The sequence below is a fragment of the Massilia oculi genome, from assembly GCF_003143515.1.
GTDB lineage: Bacteria > Pseudomonadota > Gammaproteobacteria > Burkholderiales > Burkholderiaceae_D > Telluria > Telluria oculi.
Genome location: NZ_CP029343.1, coordinates 3,442,760 through 3,459,701 on the forward strand (window position 1 = coordinate 3,442,760; position 16,942 = coordinate 3,459,701).

Here is a 16,942-nt window from a genome sequence, read left to right on the forward strand (position 1 = left end):
GCGATCGGACTGCTGGTGTCATTGTCACGCTCTAACAAGTGCGTTGTCGCCATAAGTTATGACGGGTGTGATAGCCAGGGTCGACTATCGTGATGGGGTAGTCACCGGGCCTTAATAATCGCGTGCATTTCCAAGAAGCCGTTGGGAGTATCGGTAAATTATGGAAAAGGTGACGAGAGTTACATTCGATGAGAATTCTGGAGCCTCACAGGTGCCATTATGGATGGGTTAAATCTTCACCCATGTTGTGCAACTCGAGGAGTCTGCAGTGCGCCAGTGGTCCAACTTACGTGTGACGGGATTTGCGATCGTCTTTATCCCGGTTTCCTTTCTCCTGCTGTCGCAATCCGCACTCGCGCAACAGACTCCCTACACCGAACAGGCCAAGCTAATCCGTGCTCCGCAGGCGGTAACCACGCTAGGTGCTGATCTGTTTGGCGACAAGGTGAACCTTTACACTGGCGCGCTTGAGTTCGTCCAGACCGACGTATCGCTGCCCGGGAATAGCAGCTTGCCGGTATCGGTCGGCCGCCGTCTGATTGTCGGGCAGGAGCCAGTCGACGGCGCCCTCTTTGGGCGCTGGGATATTGAGATACCGCGCATGCATGGCGTCTTCGAGTCACGCAAGGGGTGGGTCAACAGTAGCGGCGGCACCAATCGCTGCTCCAGCTTCAGCGAACCGCAATCGGTCGTCACGCCGAACAGTGGTGCTATCTGGACCGCGGTCGAGTTCTGGCATGGCAATTTCTTGTATGTGCCGGGCCAGGGCGATCAGGAGATGCTCGAACGCAGCCACCTTTACACGGCGGCGCCAGGCAATGCGGCCGCTAGCCATCCCGTGGTCACCCGGAACAACTGGGCAATCCAGTGCCTGTCCACGCTGGCTGCCGGCAGTGGAGGTACGGGCGAGGGATTCCTCGCCATCGCCCCCGATGGGACTCAGTATCGGTTCGACTGGATGGTCAGCCGCCGAATCGAGCCGATCGTCAAAGGAACGCTTGCACCGGAGATGCTGGCAGCCCGTGCAATCACCGGCGACGACGGTAGGGGAGACCCTGCTGTCGCGGCAGGGGCTCATGAGCTTGGCGGGGCACCGGTCGAGGATGAACCGGAGCAACCGAACATGATCCCGTCCATGCCGCAACTCGATCGCAGCGAGGTTTGGATCCTGCCGACGAAGATCACCGACAAGTTCGGCAACACGGTGACCTATACCTATGATACGACCAACAAGTGGCAGCTGAAAACCATCACTGGAAACGATGCTTCCGGCAGTGCACGCACGATCACGTTCACCTATGTCACGCCAGGGGCGACCGCCTCGAACCTGGTCGCCAGCGTCTCGGACGGTACCCGGACCTGGCGCTACGGCTACAGTAACTCGACCTCTTACGCCCAGTTGCAAAGTGTCACCCTGCCCGATCAATCGAGCTGGTCGCTGGGGCCGATCGCCAGCCTGCAAAAGGCCATTTCGTATCCTGGCGAGGGTTCGTGCGACAACCCCGGCATGCTATCCCCGATTGCCGAAACGGGAACCATGACGCATCCGTCCGGGGCGGTCGGGCGCTTCACCCTGGTACAGACCCGGCACGCACGCTCGCAGGTCGAGCGTGACTGCCGTCGCGATATCCAAACCAACGCCGAGCATGTCAGGTATCCGTATCTGTTCGATACCTATGCACTGACGAGGAAGGAACTGAGCGGTTCGTCGATTGGCTCCCTGGTCTGGTCGACGAGCTATCCTGCCCCTGAGCCAAGTTGGAATGATTGTCCGGGCTGCGTGCGCACCAAGACGGTCATCGTGACCGACCCGGCGGGCGACACGACTGCCCATACCTTCGGCACGGCATGGCGCGAAACTGAGGGACAACTGCAAAGGACAGAGGTGTCGAGCAGCAGCGGCATGCCGCTGCGCTCTACCGATTTGAGCTATACGACGCCGATCGCGCAGTTCGGGCACAGCCTGCAGCCGCGTGGCGATGGCGAAATGGCGGCGAAGATCACCGAAGTCAACCGGCGCCAGGTTACCCAGCAGGGAACGACCTTCGTCATGGATGTGGCTGCCTTCGATACCTTTGCCCGGCCGGCCCAGATCAGCCGTTCGAGTTCTCTGGGATTCCAGCGCCGCGAGACAATTACGTACGACGACAACGTCGGCAAGTGGGTCCTCGGGCAGCTCAAGGAGCGTCGGGATCCGGATTCAGGCAAGGTCATGGTGTCGAATGCCTACCACGCCACCAATGCAACGCTTACCAGCGTCACGCAGTTCGGTAGCCTGCAGAGCTCGATGCTGTACAACACCGACGGCACGGTCAGTTCGATCAGTGATGGCAAGAACCAGGTAACCACGTATTCGAACTACAAGCGTGGCATCCCGCAATCCATCCGCTACGCGACCGGCGAGACCCAGAGCGTGAGCGTCAACAATATCGGCCGCATCGACAGCCTGACCGACGAGAACGGATTCACGACCGGCTTCGGCTATGACGCGATGGGCAGGCTGGCCAGGGTGACCTATCCCGCCAGCGATACGGTGGCCTGGACGCCGACCGTGATCGACGTCGCGCGCTCCTCGGCTCCGAAGTTCGACCTTCCGGCCGGCCACTGGCGCCAGCAGGTCACGACGGGCAACGGCTACCGCGTCGAGTACTATGACGAGCTGCTGCGGCCCGTTTATAGCGAGCATTACGATGGCGCCAACCCCGCGGGTACGACCACCATCGTCCAGCGCCGCTACGATTTCAACGGCCGCACGACCTACGAGTCTTATCCTGAACGCAGCTACGCCCAGCTCGGCGACGGCGTGAGCGCGTCCTACGATGGACTGGGCAGGATCACCGAAACCACCGCGTCCAGCGAGCTTGGCAACCTGTACACGAGCTACTCATATGACAGCGGCTTTACCACGACGGTCACCGATCCGCGCCGCAATCGCACGACCTTCGGCTACCAGGCATTCGACGAACCGAGCGATGAAGCGATCGCCAGCATCGCGCTGCCCGAGGCGGTGAACCTGTCGATCGTCCGCGACGTCTTCGGCAAACCAACCTCAATTACCCGCAGCGGTGCCGACGCCAGCGTCATACGCCGCTATGTCTACGACAGCAAGGAACGGCTGTGCAAGACCATCGAGCCGGAAAACGGCGCGACAATCCAGGAATATGACGCCGCCAACAATATCTGGTGGCGTGGCTCCGGTACCGATTTGTCGACGGCGCTGTCGTGCAACCCGACGACGGTCGGTGCCGCCCGCAAGATCACCTACACGTATGACGCGCGCAACCGCCTGACAAGGACGGCCTTCGGCGATGCGAGTCCCGCGATCGACCGGACCTACTGGCCGGACGGCCTGCTTGCCACGACCACGTCCAAGAACGCCAAGTGGACTTACACTTATAACAAGCGGCGCCTTCTCGAACGCGAGAGTCTGACGTACGGCAGCACGCCATACATCATCGACCGCGGCTACGACGCGAACGGTTCGCCTGCGACACTGAAATACCCGGGAGATGGCCTGTCCATCACCCTGGCGCCAAATGCGCTCGGTCAGGCGCAGCAGGTCGGCAGCTACGCGACAGGCATCACTTACCATCCGGGCGGCGCGGTCGCCGGCTTCAGGTACGGCAACGGTATCGTGCGCAGCATGGCGCAGAACGTGCGAGGCTTGCCGCGCTCGTCGGCCGACGCCGGCATCCTGAACGACATCTATACCTACGACGAGAACGCCAACGTCACCGGCATCCAGGACCAGCAGGAGGGCATCACCTCGCGCACCATGGGCTACGACGGGCTGGATCGCCTCAAGATCGTGTCGGCACCGGGCTTGTGGGGCACTGCCAGCTATACCTACGATTCCCAAGACAACTTGCTCTCGAGTACGATCAGCGCTGGCAGCAATGCCCGCACCGGCGTGCATACGATCAACCGCAGCACCAACCGCCTGGACAGTCTCGGCAGCAGCAATGCCGCCTTCAGTTTCGCCTACGGTTACGACGTGCAAGGCAACATCAATCGGCGAGGCAACCGCAGCTATACGTTCGACATCGGCAACCGCATGTCGAGCGCGACCGGCCTGGCCACCTACGAATACGACGGTCATGGCCGCCGGGTAAGCGTGGTCGGCAACGACGGTGTGAACCGGATCCAAGTGTACAGCCAGGCGGGACAACTGCTGTATTCCACTTCGGGCGCGAATGCCGCGACCCGCTACATCTACCTGAATAATCACGTCATCGCGGAGGTGAAATGATGCGTGCGCCATTCCTGCCGGTTTTCAAGAATCTGGCGCGCCACTGCGGTGCTGCGGTACACGGGGTCGTACTGCTCACCCTCCTGTTTGCCTTGCTGCTACAGGTGGGTACTGCGGCCAGCCAGACCAAACCCGGACTGGCGCCGGATGCGGTGCCACCAACGACCGATTTCGTGCCACCGCCACCGCCCGAAGGAGAGGAGCCTTACGACCACGCGCAGTTCATGAATACCAGCATGCCGTCGACGATCGAGGCCGGTTCGACGAGAACGGTTACGATCATGATGCGCAATATTGGCTCGACGGTTTGGTCCTCGGCAGAGCCTTATCCCTATCGTCTAGGCTCGAGGACACCCGAGAACAACGTGGTTTGGGGCGTCGGTCGTGTCAATGTACCAGGGAGCCATCAGTTTGGCGACAACGTGACGTTTACCCTGAACATCAAAGCGCCGACGGTTCCTGGCACCTACAGCTTCGATTGGCAGATGCTGCGTGAGAACCTGCATTGGTTCGGCAATCTCATGTCGCGCACGATTACCGTCACTGCACCGGTGCCGGTCTATGACGCCCAGTTTACCGGCTCGACCGTGCCGACCACGATGGTTGCCGGCAGCATGTACAACGTGGCGCTGACTTTCAAAAATACCGGCAACGTCACGTGGAGCCGGAGCGAGTTATACCGTATTGGCACGAGCAACCCCGTCGACAATACGAGCTTCGGTACTGCGCGTGTCGATCTGGGCGTGGCCAGCGTGGCCCCGGGACAATCGGCGACCTTCAATTTCCAGGTGAAGGCACCGGCAACTGCGGGCAGCTACCTGTTCGACTGGGGAATGCTGTGGGAATATCACTTGCGTTTCGGGCAGACCAGCGGACTACGGATCACGGTGAATGCGGCCGCAACAAAGCCGACCATCAGCGTCCAGCACGCCCCCGCGCCGGTCGCCGGCAGCCCGTTTACGACGTACTGGAATGCGACCAATGCAACTTCGCTGAGTCGTGTATGCACCGCCTCTGGGACCGGTTACAAGGTCAATGAGAGCATTCCCGTCAACAGCAGCCGGACCCAGCTTGCGCAGTCAGCCTGGGTCGGCTATCCATCCACATGTACTTGGACGGCCAGCGGTGCCGGCGGAACCACGACCTACACCGAGACGCTGATAACGTCCGCAGGTGCAAGCGCAAAGCCGACGATTAACGTCACACGCAATCCGGCGCCGGTTGCGGGGCAGTCGTTCACGACCGTATGGACGACCAGCAACGCAACGTCGCTCGCACGCGTGTGCACGGCATCAGGCACCGGCTACAAGGTCAATGAATCGCTCACCGTCAATGGCTCGCGCACCGACACGGCACTGGCGGCGTGGGTGGGGTATCCTTCCAGCTGCACGTGGACGGCAAATGGTGCGGGCGGGACGACCATGCATGTCGAGACGGTGACGACGTCGGCCGCGGCAAGTGGCGGTGTGACCTATATCCACACCGACGGGCTGGGCAGTCCTGTAGCGCGCACGGATGCGGCGGGGCAGGTGATCAGCCGGACGCGGTATGAGCCATATGGCTATGTGGCGGGTGGGGCGGCGCCGATTGTCGGGTTCACGGGACATGTGAATGACGCCGACACTGGGCTGACGTACATGCAGCAGCGATATTATGATCCGGTCGCGGGAAAGTTCTTGAGCATTGATCCGGTGGTGACCGATGCGAATACAGGTGGCAGCTTCAATCGCTATGCGTACGCGGCTAACAGCCCGTACAAGTACGTCGACCCGGATGGTCGGCAAGAGCGAGCAGCCGAGGCATTTAGCGACCAATTTCGTAACCATGCGGCCTCGGGCAACTCAGGGGTCTACGAACCATTCCGCACCCCTGTCGTGATTGCGACAATCGGCATGGCCGTCGGTCCTCCCATTGCGGCTGCGATAATCGCTGGCGCTCCCGCAGAAGCCGCCGTGGTGGGTGCTGCGGCAGGTAAAGCGACGACCATAGTTGCGAAGAATGGGGTGGAAATCAAATCGATTGCTCGTCACGCGGTAGATAGAGCGATCGGCGATGGCGGTAAGCGAGCCGGAGTCGGACCAAAAGGAATACTGGACTCACTGAAAAATCCCTTGAAGATCACTGAAACTAAAACTGATGAAATGGGGCGAGCGTCCCAGCGATTTATTGGAAAGGATGCCACGACCGCAGTAAATCCCGAGACCGGTAAGATCGTGTCGGTCAACCCCACGTCAACAAAAACTGCTGAAAAACTAATTAAGGCAGCCGAGCAATAAGTGGAGGTTCAAAAATGTTGATTAAATTGACACCAGACGAGTGGCAAGTCCTCAAGGAAGTTTTAGCCGAAGCTGATTCCGGGCCTTGTCCAGCTTTGTCCGGAAATCAACCTGTTCTTGAGATAACTGATGAGACTGCGGACGAGTATAGAAATTTGCTGCAAGACGAGTTCGAGGTCAGCGGCCTAGACGAAAGATATGAACCAACTGTGAGAGGGCGAATTTTAGAGTCTCTGATCGATAAGCTTTTCACAGGGTGAGCGCGAAGTCGATCGAGCGGTGCCGTGACTCGTCCACTGCAATGCCCATTGCAACGTACACGGCAACGCCCACTGCAACGCCCACGATTAAGGGTAGCTACATCGAGGACAGGATGAGAAATGTATCTACACGCAAGCGCGTGGATACACCGCTGCCCGGCATTCGGTGGCCTGCGGCCCCCTTCACGCCGCGCAGCTTTTCTTGACCTCAGGGCATGCCCCGAGACCCCTACCGTAGGAGTAGAAATTCCTCTTCTTTTTAAACAAAAAAAGCCACCCCTCCGGTGTCCCGGATGCGAGTGGTTTTTTCTTTTAGCCGCTAAAAAGCGGTTCGCTTTAGCTGCTCAAGTTACCCACCATCTGCTTGGTCTGGAACTTGATGATCATCCCCTCGAGTAGCGCCTTGACGATCTTGCGCTCTTCCTCGGGGAATTGCGACACCGCTTCGAACTGCAGGCGCAGGTCATCCGACGGTCCACGCTCGTGTTCATCGAACAGCAAGAAATCTGTGCTGGTATGCAGGGCCACGGCGATCTTGCGCAGCGCGTCCAGCGACGGTTGCGCCTGGCCGGACTCGTACTTCTTGAGGCTGTTGACGTGAATGCCCATCGCGTCGGCCATGGCCTGTTGCGACAGGCCACGCTCCTTGCGCAAGGCGATCAGGCGTGCGGGCAGTGTCATGGATAACCACATCGAAAATGAACCAGCCGCCATGCTACCCCCTGAAATTTTTCCGTCTTGACCAAAGTACATAGTAATGTACTATAATAATACACGTAAAATGTCTTGACAAGGTTTCGGGGAAAACGCATGGCACGCATACCGGCAGAAGAGATCGAGCGGCTAAAGAGAGACATATCGGTGCGGCAGCTGGCCGAAGCGCACGGCGTCGAACTGGCCGGCAAGGGCGCGAACCTGATCGGGCGCTGCCCGTTCCATGCCGACCGGACGCCCTCGCTGGTGATCACGCCGGAGAAAAACCTGTGGCACTGCCTGGGCGCGTGCCAGGCCGGCGGCGGGCCGATCGACTGGGTGATGCGGGCGCACGGCGTCTCGTTCCGGCACGCGGTCGAGCTGCTGCGGGCCGACTCCGCTTTAGCTGCCGGGGTGGGCGTGCCGGTCAAGCTGCCGGCGCCGGTGGCGCCAAGCGCCTCCGATGGCGAGCTGCTGAACCAGGTGGTCGGGTTTTACCATCAGGCCCTGCTGGAGTCGCCCGAGGCGCTGGCCTATCTCGGCAAGCGTGGCCTGGGCGACCCGGAACTGATCGCGCTTTTCAGGCTCGGCTACGCGAACCGCACGCTGGGCTACCGGTTGCCGGCGAAGAACGTCAAGGCCGGCGCAGAGATCAAGAGTCGCCTGCAGCGGATCGGCATCCTGCGCGCCTCGGGCCATGAGCACTTCAATGGCTCGATCGTCATCCCGGTGATCGACAGTGACGGCAACGTGACCGAGGTGTACGGCCGCAAGCTGCGCGACGACCTGCGTGCCGGCACGCCGCTGCACCTGTACCTGCCGGGCGCGCACAAGGGCGTGTGGAACGCGGCGGCTTTGGCGCAGTTCGAGGAGATCATCCTGTGCGAGGCGCTGATCGATGCGCTCACGTTCTGGCAGGCCGGCTTTCATAACGTGACGGCCAGCTACGGCGTGGGCGGTTTTACGCCCGACCATTTGGCCGCGTTCCAGCTGCACGGCGTGAAACGGGTCTTGATCGCCTACGACCACGACGAGGCGGGCGACAAGGCCGCCGCGGCGCTGGCCGAGCAGCTGACTGCGGCTGGCATCGAGTGCTACCGCATCGAGTTCCCGAAGGGGATGGACGCCAACGAGTACGCATTGAAAGTGACGCCGGCCGCGAAGAGCCTGGGCATCCTGATCCGCAAGGCGGCGTGGATGGGCAAAGGTGCGGCGCCGCAGGCGCCGGGGCCGCACGTCGAGGAGGTGGAGTGCCTGACTGCCGCGACCATGTCTTCATTAGCCGCTTCGCCGGCCGTCGCCCCCGTCACCGAAACCGCCGCCGAGGTCAAGGACGACGAAGTGGTGTTCACCTTCGCCGAGCGCCGCTACCGCGTGCGCGGCCTGCCGAAGAACCTGTCGCCGGAAACCCTGAAAATCAACCTGCTGGCATCAAACGGCGAAGCCTTCCACGTCGATACGCTCGACCTGTACAGCGCCAAGGGCCGCGCCCACTACCTGCAGCAGGCGGCCAAGGAGCTGGGCGTGCGCGAGGACGTGGTCAAGCATGACCTGGGGCGCATCCTGCTGAAACTCGAAGCGCTGCAGGACGAGCGCATCCGGGCCGCGACGAAGCCAGAGCCGGCCGTGCCGGCAATGAGCGCGGCCGAGCGTGATGCCGCGCTGGCGATGCTGCGCGGCCCCGGTTTGCTCGACCGGATCGTGGCCGACTTCGACGCCTGCGGCCTGGTGGGCGAGCGCACGAATAAGCTGGTGGGCTACCTGGCGGCGGTCAGCCGCAAGCTCGACCGGCCGCTGGCGATCGTGGTGCAGTCCTCGTCGGCGGCGGGCAAGTCGAGCCTGATGGACGCGGTGCTGGCGATGATCCCGCAGGAAGAGCGCATCAAGTACAGCGCGATGACCGGCCAGAGCCTGTTCTACATGGGCGAGACCAATTTGCAGCACAAGATCCTGGCCATCGTGGAAGAGGAAGGCGCGAGCCGGGCCAGCTACGCGCTGAAACTGCTGCAGTCCGAGGGCGAGCTGACGATCGCCTCGACCGGCAAGGACGCCAACAGCGGCAACCTGATCACGCAGGAATATCGCGTGACGGGGCCGGTGATGATCTTCCTGGCCACGACCGCGATCGAGATCGACGAAGAGCTGATGAACCGCTGCATCGTGCTGACGGTGGACGAGGGGCGCGCCCAGACCGAGGCGATCCACAGCCTGCAGCGGCAGCGGCGCACGCTGGCCGGCCTGCTGGCGAAACAGGGGAAGGAGGCGGTACTGACCGTGCACCAGAATGCGCAGCGCCTGCTGCGGCCGCTTGCGGTGGTCAATCCCTATGCCGACCAGTTGACCTTCCTGTCCGATAAAACGCGCACGCGGCGCGACCACGAAAAATACCTGACGCTGATCGACACCATCGCGCTGCTGCACCAGTACCAGCGGGAGGTCAAAAACGCGCATGGTCCGGGCGGCGCCGCGCTGGAGTACATCGAAGCGACCCTTGACGACATCGAGCAGGCCAACCGGTTGACGCACGAGGTGCTGGGCCGCAGCCTGGACGAGCTGCCACCGCAGACGCGGCGCCTGCTCACGCTCGTCGCCGGTATGGTCGACGCGTGCGCGGCCGCGCTCGAGCTGCCGCGCAAGGAGATCCGCTTCAGCCGCAAGGACGTGCGCGCGGCCACCGGCTGGGGAGACACCCAGCTCAAGATCCACCTGGGCCGGCTTGCCGAGCTGGAATACCTGCTGGTACACCGGGCCGAGCGCGGACAAGGGTATGTCTACGAGCTGCTGTATGACGGCGACGGCAGCAGGGCGCCGCACCTGTTCGGGCTGCTCGACGCGGCCGCGCTGGGCGGGTACGACGGCGCGCGGTCGGGGCAGAAAACGTCGCGGTCGGCGTCCGGTCGGGCCGAGGTCGGGGCGGTGTCGGCACCCGGCCGGGGCGTGCTGCTGCCCGGTAAGCCAGTGGCGGCAAGGGTTGCAGCGCAAAATGCACCGATTACGGCTGCCGCTACGCATCCTGGGGTGAACGGCCACGCGCCAGTCGTCACCGTAACGGCGGGTGAAGCATGACGGCGCGTACTGCGAAGCCGCTGCACGCGGGCGATCCGTCGATTGCCGACGGCTTCCACGGCCACCTGGTCGGCTTCATCGACTGGCTGCGGGCGACGCGCTACTCCGAGCACACGATCAGGACGCGCCGCATCGACCTGGGCTACTTCATCGACTGGTGCGAGGAGCGCGGCATCCGCCGGCCGGACGAGGTGACGCGGGCCATGCTCGAGCGCTACCGGCAGCACGTGTTCGCCTACCGCAGGCAGCGCGACGGCCAGCCGCTGTCGTTCAACTGCCAGGGCACGCGGCTGGTGGCGGTGCGCGTGTTCTTCCGCTGGCTGACGCGCCAGCATCACCTGCTGTTCAACCCGGCCGGCGAGATGGACCTGCCGAAGAAGGAGACGCGCCTGCCGCGCCACGTGCTTACCGTGGCCGAGATCGCGCAGGTCATTGATGCGGCCGGCGCCGGCGAACTGGGATTGCGCGACCGGGCGATCCTCGAGACGCTGTACAGCACCGGCATGCGGCGCGCCGAGCTGGTGGCACTGGACGTGATTGACGTCGAAGCCGAGCGCGGCACGGTACTGATCCGGCAGGGCAAGGGCAGGAAGGACCGCATGGTGCCGATCGGGGACCGGGCGCTGGCCTGGCTTGCCAGGTAAGGCGACGAGGTGCGGGCCAACCAGGGCGGCGGCGAGCACGCGCTGTTCCTCTCCAGGCAGGGACTGCGGCTGACCGGCAAGCAGCTCTCCGGGATCGTCAAGAAGGCGATCGACGGCGCGCAGTTGGAGCGGGTGCAGGTGTCCGGGCCGCTGAACAGTTCGTGCCATCTGTTCCGGCATGCGTGCGCCACGCACATGCTGGAGAACGGCGCCGATGTGCGCTTCATCCAGGCGCTGCTCGGGCACGCCAACCTGGGCACGACGGAAATCTACACGCGGGTGGCGATCGTCAAACTCAAGCAGGTGCATGAGGCGACCCATCCGGCCCGCCTGCACGGCCCACGCGCCGGCGAGCAGGCGTAGAACCCCTGGTCAGCCGCTGCGCGGTAGTGCCAGCCGCGCTGCGGAAGGCAACGGCCACGCTTGAATCGAGTCAGGCCGACAGCGCGCGCTCCTGCGTCGCTTGCCGCCGCGCTTCGCCGTCAGTCGGAAAACAGCCACGCAAAGGCACAGCCCCTCCGGGGTAAATCGCGCGTGCCGCGCGCTTTAACATAACGCGGCATTCCGTCAAATCGTCCCATTCACTACGCTGCGCTGCGTTCGGTGGGCCGATCGCTGCGCGCCCTGCGGGTTGACAGAATAGGCGTTATGTCTTGCGCCCCTGCGGGTCTGCCAGGCCAATGCGTGCGCCGCCGGCGCATGGTTTTGTCCAGGCGCTACGCGCAGTCCACCATACGGGGTAAAGCCAGTCAGGTGTACAGGGCGCGCTCCTGCGTCGCTTGCCGCCGCGCTCCGCCGTCAGTCAGTTGAAACCCACGCAAACCCAACTCCAGCGGCCAAGTGGGGCCATTAATAAACAGGCAAAGAAACAGCTTGTCGCACGCGCGTACGCGAGCCAAAATCGCGTCTAGGGAAAAATTCGCTCTTTACGCACAATCCGCCAGCAAAACCCTGCGCCAAGTCCTTGAAGGGTCTAGGGGAAATCGGTTCGCCTACGACAAACGCATGTCGGGTGGACGATTCTTGAGCATTGATCCGGTGGTGACGGATGCGAATACCGGTGGCAGCTTTAACCGCTACGCTTACGGGAACAACAATCCTTATAGATATGTCGATCCAGATGGACGACAAGCAATGTCACCGGGCATCTTTGTGTTGCCCAACGGATTGCCAAAGGCCAAAGATGTCCCTGGAGTGCAGTCGGTCGGCGCTGCCAAAGACTTCGTCAAAAACTACCAGGCAATGCGTGATGCGAATACTATTGGAGCCGACAAGTATTTTCACTGTAAGGCAAATTGCGAAGCGTCACAGCGCGGCGCCGAGGGCAAAGCTGCCGCGACAGTGATCTCCGATACTCGAGAATTTGTCGATCAGAATGTCAAAGGTGATCCAAAAAGTTCGTCGGATGCCGACCAAGCAGCAAACGCGTTCGGGCGGGCTCAAGGAAGTAGTTCCTCTCAAGCGTGCACAACTTCCTGCAGTCCTTTAGCGCCTCGCGGGCTCCCGGTGCCACCCCCATCGCCACCGCGGCCGGTACCTGAACCTAAAAAGGTTGAGCCTAAAGAATTATGATTGAGCGACCGGATACCAGGGATGCACTCGTCCCTAGGTATGGTCAATTGCATGAAGGGATTGCGATGAAAAAAAATAAAACTCTGACCATTATTATTGGTTTACTGACGATTTTTTGTTTAGGGATCTGGCTCGCCCGCGAGATGCGAATCGATAGTTGCCTCGATCGCGGAGGGCGATGGAATAACGAAATTGCGATATGCGAAGGCGCTACCGAATGAAATAACGTGGCCTACGACAGTCCGCGAAACGCCAAGGGCAGGTAGTAGTGGGAGCGGCGCGGATCCTAAATCTATTTTTATTAAGCAAAAGAAGCGGCTCTCTCTGGTGTCATGGATGCGAGTGCCTTCTTTTTAGCACTTGGTTTTTGGTGGCCATGCCCAAATTCGGGCCTGACCCAGTTGGCGCTCCCGGCTTCGTGAGCGCAACAGGTCACTGTAACGTCCACCACAACGCCCACGACAATGCCCACTGCAACGCCCACTGCAACGCCCACGATTAAGCGTAGCTACATTGAGGACAGGATGAGAAATGTATCCACGCGCGGGCGCGTGGATACACCGCTGTGCCGGCATTCGGTGGCCTGCAGCCACCTTCACACCGCCCAGCTTTTCTTGCACTCAGGGTATGCCCCGAGACCCATACCGTGGGCGGTGGAAATCATCCTTCTTTTTAAACAAAAAAAAGCCACTCCCTCCGGTGTTTCCGGATGCGAGTGGCTTTCCTTTTTAGCCGCTAAAAAGCGGTCCCGTTTTAGCTGCTCAAGTTGCCCACCATCTGCTTGGTCTGGAACTTGATGATCATTCCCTCGAGCAGCGCCTTGACGATCTTGCGCTCTTCTTCCGGAAATTGGGACACCGCCTCGAACTGCAGGCGCAGGTCGTCCGATGGACCACGCTGATGTTCATCGAACAGCAAGAAATCTGTGCTGGTGTGCAGGGCCACGGCGATCTTGCGCAGCGCGTCCAGGGAAGGCTGCGCCTGGCCGGACTCGTACTTTTTCAAGCTGTTGACGTGAATGCCCATCGCGTCGGCCATGGCCTGTTGCGACAGGCCACGCTCCTTGCGCAAGGCGATCAGGCGTGCGGGCAGTGTCATGGATAACCATATCGAGAATGAACCAGCCGCCATGCTACCCCCTGAAATTTTCAAGCTTTGACTAAAGTACATAGTCGTGTACTATAGTAATACACGTAAAATGTCTTGACAAGGTTTCGGGGAAAACGCATGGCACGCATACCGGCAGAAGAGATCGAGCGGCTAAAGAGAGACATATCGGTGCGGCAGCTGGCCGAAGCGCACGGCGTCGAACTGGCCGGCAAGGGCGCGAACCTGATCGGGCGCTGCCCGTTCCATGCCGACCGGACGCCCTCGCTGGTGATCACGCCGGAGAAAAACCTGTGGCACTGCCTGGGCGCGTGCCAGGCCGGCGGCGGGCCGATCGACTGGGTGATGCGGGCGCACGGCGTCTCGTTCCGGCACGCGGTCGAGCTGCTGCGGGCCGACTCCGCTTTAGCTGCCGGGGTGGGCGTGCCGGTCAAGCTGCCGGCGCCGGTGGCGCCAAGCGCGTCCGATGGCGAGCTGCTGAACCAGGTGGTCGGGTTCTACCACCAGAGCCTGCTGGAGTCGCCCGAGGCGCTGGCCTATCTCGGCAAGCGCGGCCTGGGCGACCCGGAACTGATCGCGCGTTTCAGGCTCGGTTACGCGAACCGCACGCTGGGCTACCGGCTGCCCGCGAAGAACGTCAAGGCCGGCGCGGACATCAAGGGCCGCCTGCAGCGCATCGGCATCCTGCGCGCCTCGGGCCACGAACACTTCAATGGTTCGATCGTGGTCCCGGTGCTCGACAGTGATGGCAACGTGACCGAGGTGTACGGCCGCAAGCTGCGCGACGACCTGCGTGCGGGCACGCCGCTGCACCTGTACCTGCCGGGCGCACACAAGGGCGTGTGGAACGCGGCGGCACTGGCGCAGTTCGAGGAAATCATCCTGTGCGAGGCGCTGATCGACGCGCTTACGTTCTGGCAGGCCGGCTTTCATAACGTGACGGCCAGCTATGGCGTGGGCGGTTTTACGCCCGACCACCTGGCCGCGTTCCAGCTGCACGGCGTGAAACGGGTCTTGATTGCCTACGACCGCGACGAGGCGGGCGACAAGGCTGCCGCGGCGCTGGCCGAGCAGCTGATCGCGGCCGGCATCGAGTGCTACCGCATCGAATTCCCGAAGGGGATGGACGCCAACGAATACGCTTTGAAGGTGACGCCGGCTGCGAAAAGCCTGGGCATCCTGATCCGCAAGGCGGCGTGGATGGGCAAAGGTGCTGCGCCGCAGGCCACGGCTGGACCGGGTATCGAGGTGGTGGATTATGCGCCTGCGGCGGAGCCGGCTCCAGCTGGCGATGCCGGGGCTGCGCTTCCCTTGGCCGCTTCGCCGGTAGCGGCGCCTGCCACCGAGCCCGCTGCCGAGGTCAAGGACGACGAAGTGGTGTTCACCTTCGCCGAGCGCCGCTACCGGGTGCGCGGCCTGCCTAAGAACCTGTCGCCGGAAACCCTGAAGATCAATTTGCTGGTGTCGAGTGGCGAAGCCTTCCACGTCGATACGCTCGACCTGTACAGCGCCAAGGGCCGCGCCCACTACCTGCAGCAGGCGGCGAAGGAACTGGGCGTGCGCGACGACGTGGTCAAGCACGACCTGGGGCGCATCCTGTTGAAACTCGAAGCGCTGCAGGACGAGCGCATCCGGGCCGCGACGAAGCAGGAGCCGGCCGTGCCGGCGATGAGCGCGGCCGAGCGCGACGCCGCGCTGGCGATGCTGCGCAGCCCCGGTTTACTCGACCGGATCGTGGCCGACTTCGACGCCTGCGGCCTGGTGGGCGAGCGGACCAATAAACTGGTGGGCTACCTGGCGGCGGTCAGCCGCAAGCTGGACCGGCCGCTGGCGATCGTGGTGCAGTCCTCGTCGGCGGCGGGCAAGTCGAGCCTGATGGACGCGGTGCTGGCGATGATCCCGCAGGAAGAGCGGATCAAGTACAGCGCGATGACCGGCCAGAGCCTGTTCTACATGGGCGAGACGAACCTGCAGCACAAGATCCTGGCCATCGTCGAAGAGGAAGGCGCGAGCCGCGCCAGCTATGCGTTAAAACTGCTGCAGTCCGAGGGCGAGCTGACGATCGCCTCGACCGGCAAGGACGCCAACAGCGGCAGCCTGATCACGCAGGAGTACAAGGTGACGGGGCCGGTGATGATTTTCCTGACGACGACCGCGATCGAGATCGACGAAGAGCTGATGAACCGCTGCATTGTGCTGACGGTGGATGAGGGGCGCGCCCAGACCGAGGCGATCCACAGCCTGCAGCGGCAGCGGCGCACGCTCGCAGGCCTGCTGGCGAAGCAGGGCAAGGATGCGGTACTGACCGTGCAGCAGAATGCGCAGCGATTGCTGCGGCCGCTGGCGGTGGTCAACCCATATGCCTACCAGTTGACCTTCCTGTCCGATAAAACGCGCACGCGGCGCGACCATGAAAAATACCTGACGCTGATCGATACCATCGCGCTGCTGCACCAGTACCAGCGGGCGGTCAAGAGCGCGCATGGTCCGGGCGGCGCCGCGCTGGAGTACATCGAGGTGACCCTTGCCGACATCGAACAGGCCAACCGGCTGACGCACGAGGTGCTGGGCCGCAGCCTGGACGAGCTGCCGCCGCAGACGCGGCGCCTGCTCACGCTCGTCGCCGGCATGGTCGACGCCTGCGCGGCCTCCCTCGAACTGCCGCGCAAGGAGATCCGCTTCAGCCGCAAGGACGTGCGCGCCGCCACCGGCTGGGGCGATACCCAGCTCAAGATCCACCTGGGCCGGCTGGCCGAGCTGGAATACCTGCTGGTGCACCGGGCCGAGCGCGGGCAGGGCTATGTCTACGAGCTGCTGTATGACGGCGACGGCAGCCGGGCGCCGCACCTGTTCGGGCTGCTCGACGCGGCCGCGCTGGGCGGGTATGACGGCGAGCGGTCGGGGGCACAGGTGGCACGGTCGACCTCCGGTCGGGCCGGGTCGGGGCGGTGTCGGTACCCGGCCGGGGCGTGCTGTTGCCCGCAAAGCCAGTGGCGGCGCGGGTTGCGGCGGAAGGCGAGCCATTTGTCGCCGCCGCCACGCATCCTGGGGTGAACGGCCACGCGCCAGTCGTCA

The 16,942-nt window shown here is 62.6% G+C and carries 7 protein-coding genes and 1 pseudogene; 6 read left to right on the forward strand and 2 right to left on the reverse strand.

The window, feature by feature from the left end; translation table 11 throughout:
* Window positions 1-268 precede the first annotated feature (268 nt).
* Entirely contained in the window at window positions 269-4,249 is a 3,981-nt protein-coding gene (locus DIR46_RS15720) for an RHS repeat domain-containing protein (RefSeq protein ID WP_162819524.1), read from the forward strand.
* On the forward strand, window positions 4,246-6,525 hold the full coding sequence (locus DIR46_RS15725) for an RHS repeat-associated core domain-containing protein (protein WP_109346061.1): 2,280 nt from the start codon (window positions 4,246-4,248) through the stop codon (window positions 6,523-6,525). Before DIR46_RS15720 ends, DIR46_RS15725 begins: the two co-directional genes overlap by 4 nt.
* Window positions 6,526-7,121: 596 nt before the next feature.
* Here the strand turns inward: DIR46_RS15725 and DIR46_RS15730 are convergent.
* The gene (locus DIR46_RS15730) at window positions 7,122-7,466 is read right to left on the reverse strand and encodes a helix-turn-helix domain-containing protein (protein ID WP_109346062.1); all 345 of its coding nucleotides are present in this window, start codon (window positions 7,464-7,466) and stop codon (window positions 7,122-7,124) included.
* Between the two features lie 129 nt (window positions 7,467-7,595).
* Here DIR46_RS15730 and DIR46_RS15735 point away from each other — a divergent pair, with 129 nt between their 5' ends.
* The 3 genes and pseudogenes from DIR46_RS15735 (at window position 7,596) to DIR46_RS26625 (ending at window position 12,760) form a co-directional block, all read left to right on the forward strand.
* Window positions 7,596-10,544, forward strand: coding sequence for a toprim domain-containing protein (locus DIR46_RS15735; RefSeq protein ID WP_109346063.1), 2,949 nt, complete (start codon window positions 7,596-7,598; stop codon window positions 10,542-10,544).
* A pseudogene (xerC, locus tag DIR46_RS27295) lies at window positions 10,541-11,551 on the forward strand (site-specific tyrosine recombinase XerC). The gene DIR46_RS15735 and the pseudogene xerC overlap by 4 nt, the downstream one beginning before the upstream one ends.
* A 660-nt stretch (window positions 11,552-12,211) precedes the next feature.
* Window positions 12,212-12,760, forward strand: coding sequence for a hypothetical protein (locus DIR46_RS26625; RefSeq protein ID WP_229446272.1), 549 nt, complete (start codon window positions 12,212-12,214; stop codon window positions 12,758-12,760).
* 753 nt (window positions 12,761-13,513) lie between these two features.
* Here the strand turns inward: DIR46_RS26625 and DIR46_RS15755 are convergent.
* On the reverse strand, window positions 13,514-13,858 hold the full coding sequence (locus DIR46_RS15755) for a helix-turn-helix domain-containing protein (RefSeq protein WP_109346066.1): 345 nt from the start codon (window positions 13,856-13,858) through the stop codon (window positions 13,514-13,516).
* A gap of 129 nt (window positions 13,859-13,987) precedes the next feature.
* Here DIR46_RS15755 and DIR46_RS15760 point away from each other — a divergent pair, with 129 nt between their 5' ends.
* Entirely contained in the window at window positions 13,988-16,921 is a 2,934-nt protein-coding gene (locus DIR46_RS15760) for a toprim domain-containing protein (protein ID WP_109346067.1), read from the forward strand.
* Window positions 16,922-16,942: the final 21 nt, after the last annotated feature.

What these genes read in the sequence shown, in the direction of transcription:
- DIR46_RS15755 (WP_109346066.1), bottom strand. Translation starts at nt 13,858, where the DNA reads ATGACACTGCCCGCACGCCTGATCGCCTTGCGCAAGGAGCGTGGCCTG.
- DIR46_RS15730 (WP_109346062.1), bottom strand. Translation starts at nt 7,466, where the DNA reads ATGACACTGCCCGCACGCCTGATCGCCTTGCGCAAGGAGCGTGGCCTG.
- DIR46_RS15735 (WP_109346063.1), top strand. Translation starts at nt 7,596, where the DNA reads ATGGCACGCATACCGGCAGAAGAGATCGAGCGGCTAAAGAGAGACATA.
- DIR46_RS15760 (WP_109346067.1), top strand. Translation starts at nt 13,988, where the DNA reads ATGGCACGCATACCGGCAGAAGAGATCGAGCGGCTAAAGAGAGACATA.
- DIR46_RS15725 (WP_109346061.1), top strand. Translation starts at nt 4,246, where the DNA reads ATGATGCGTGCGCCATTCCTGCCGGTTTTCAAGAATCTGGCGCGCCAC.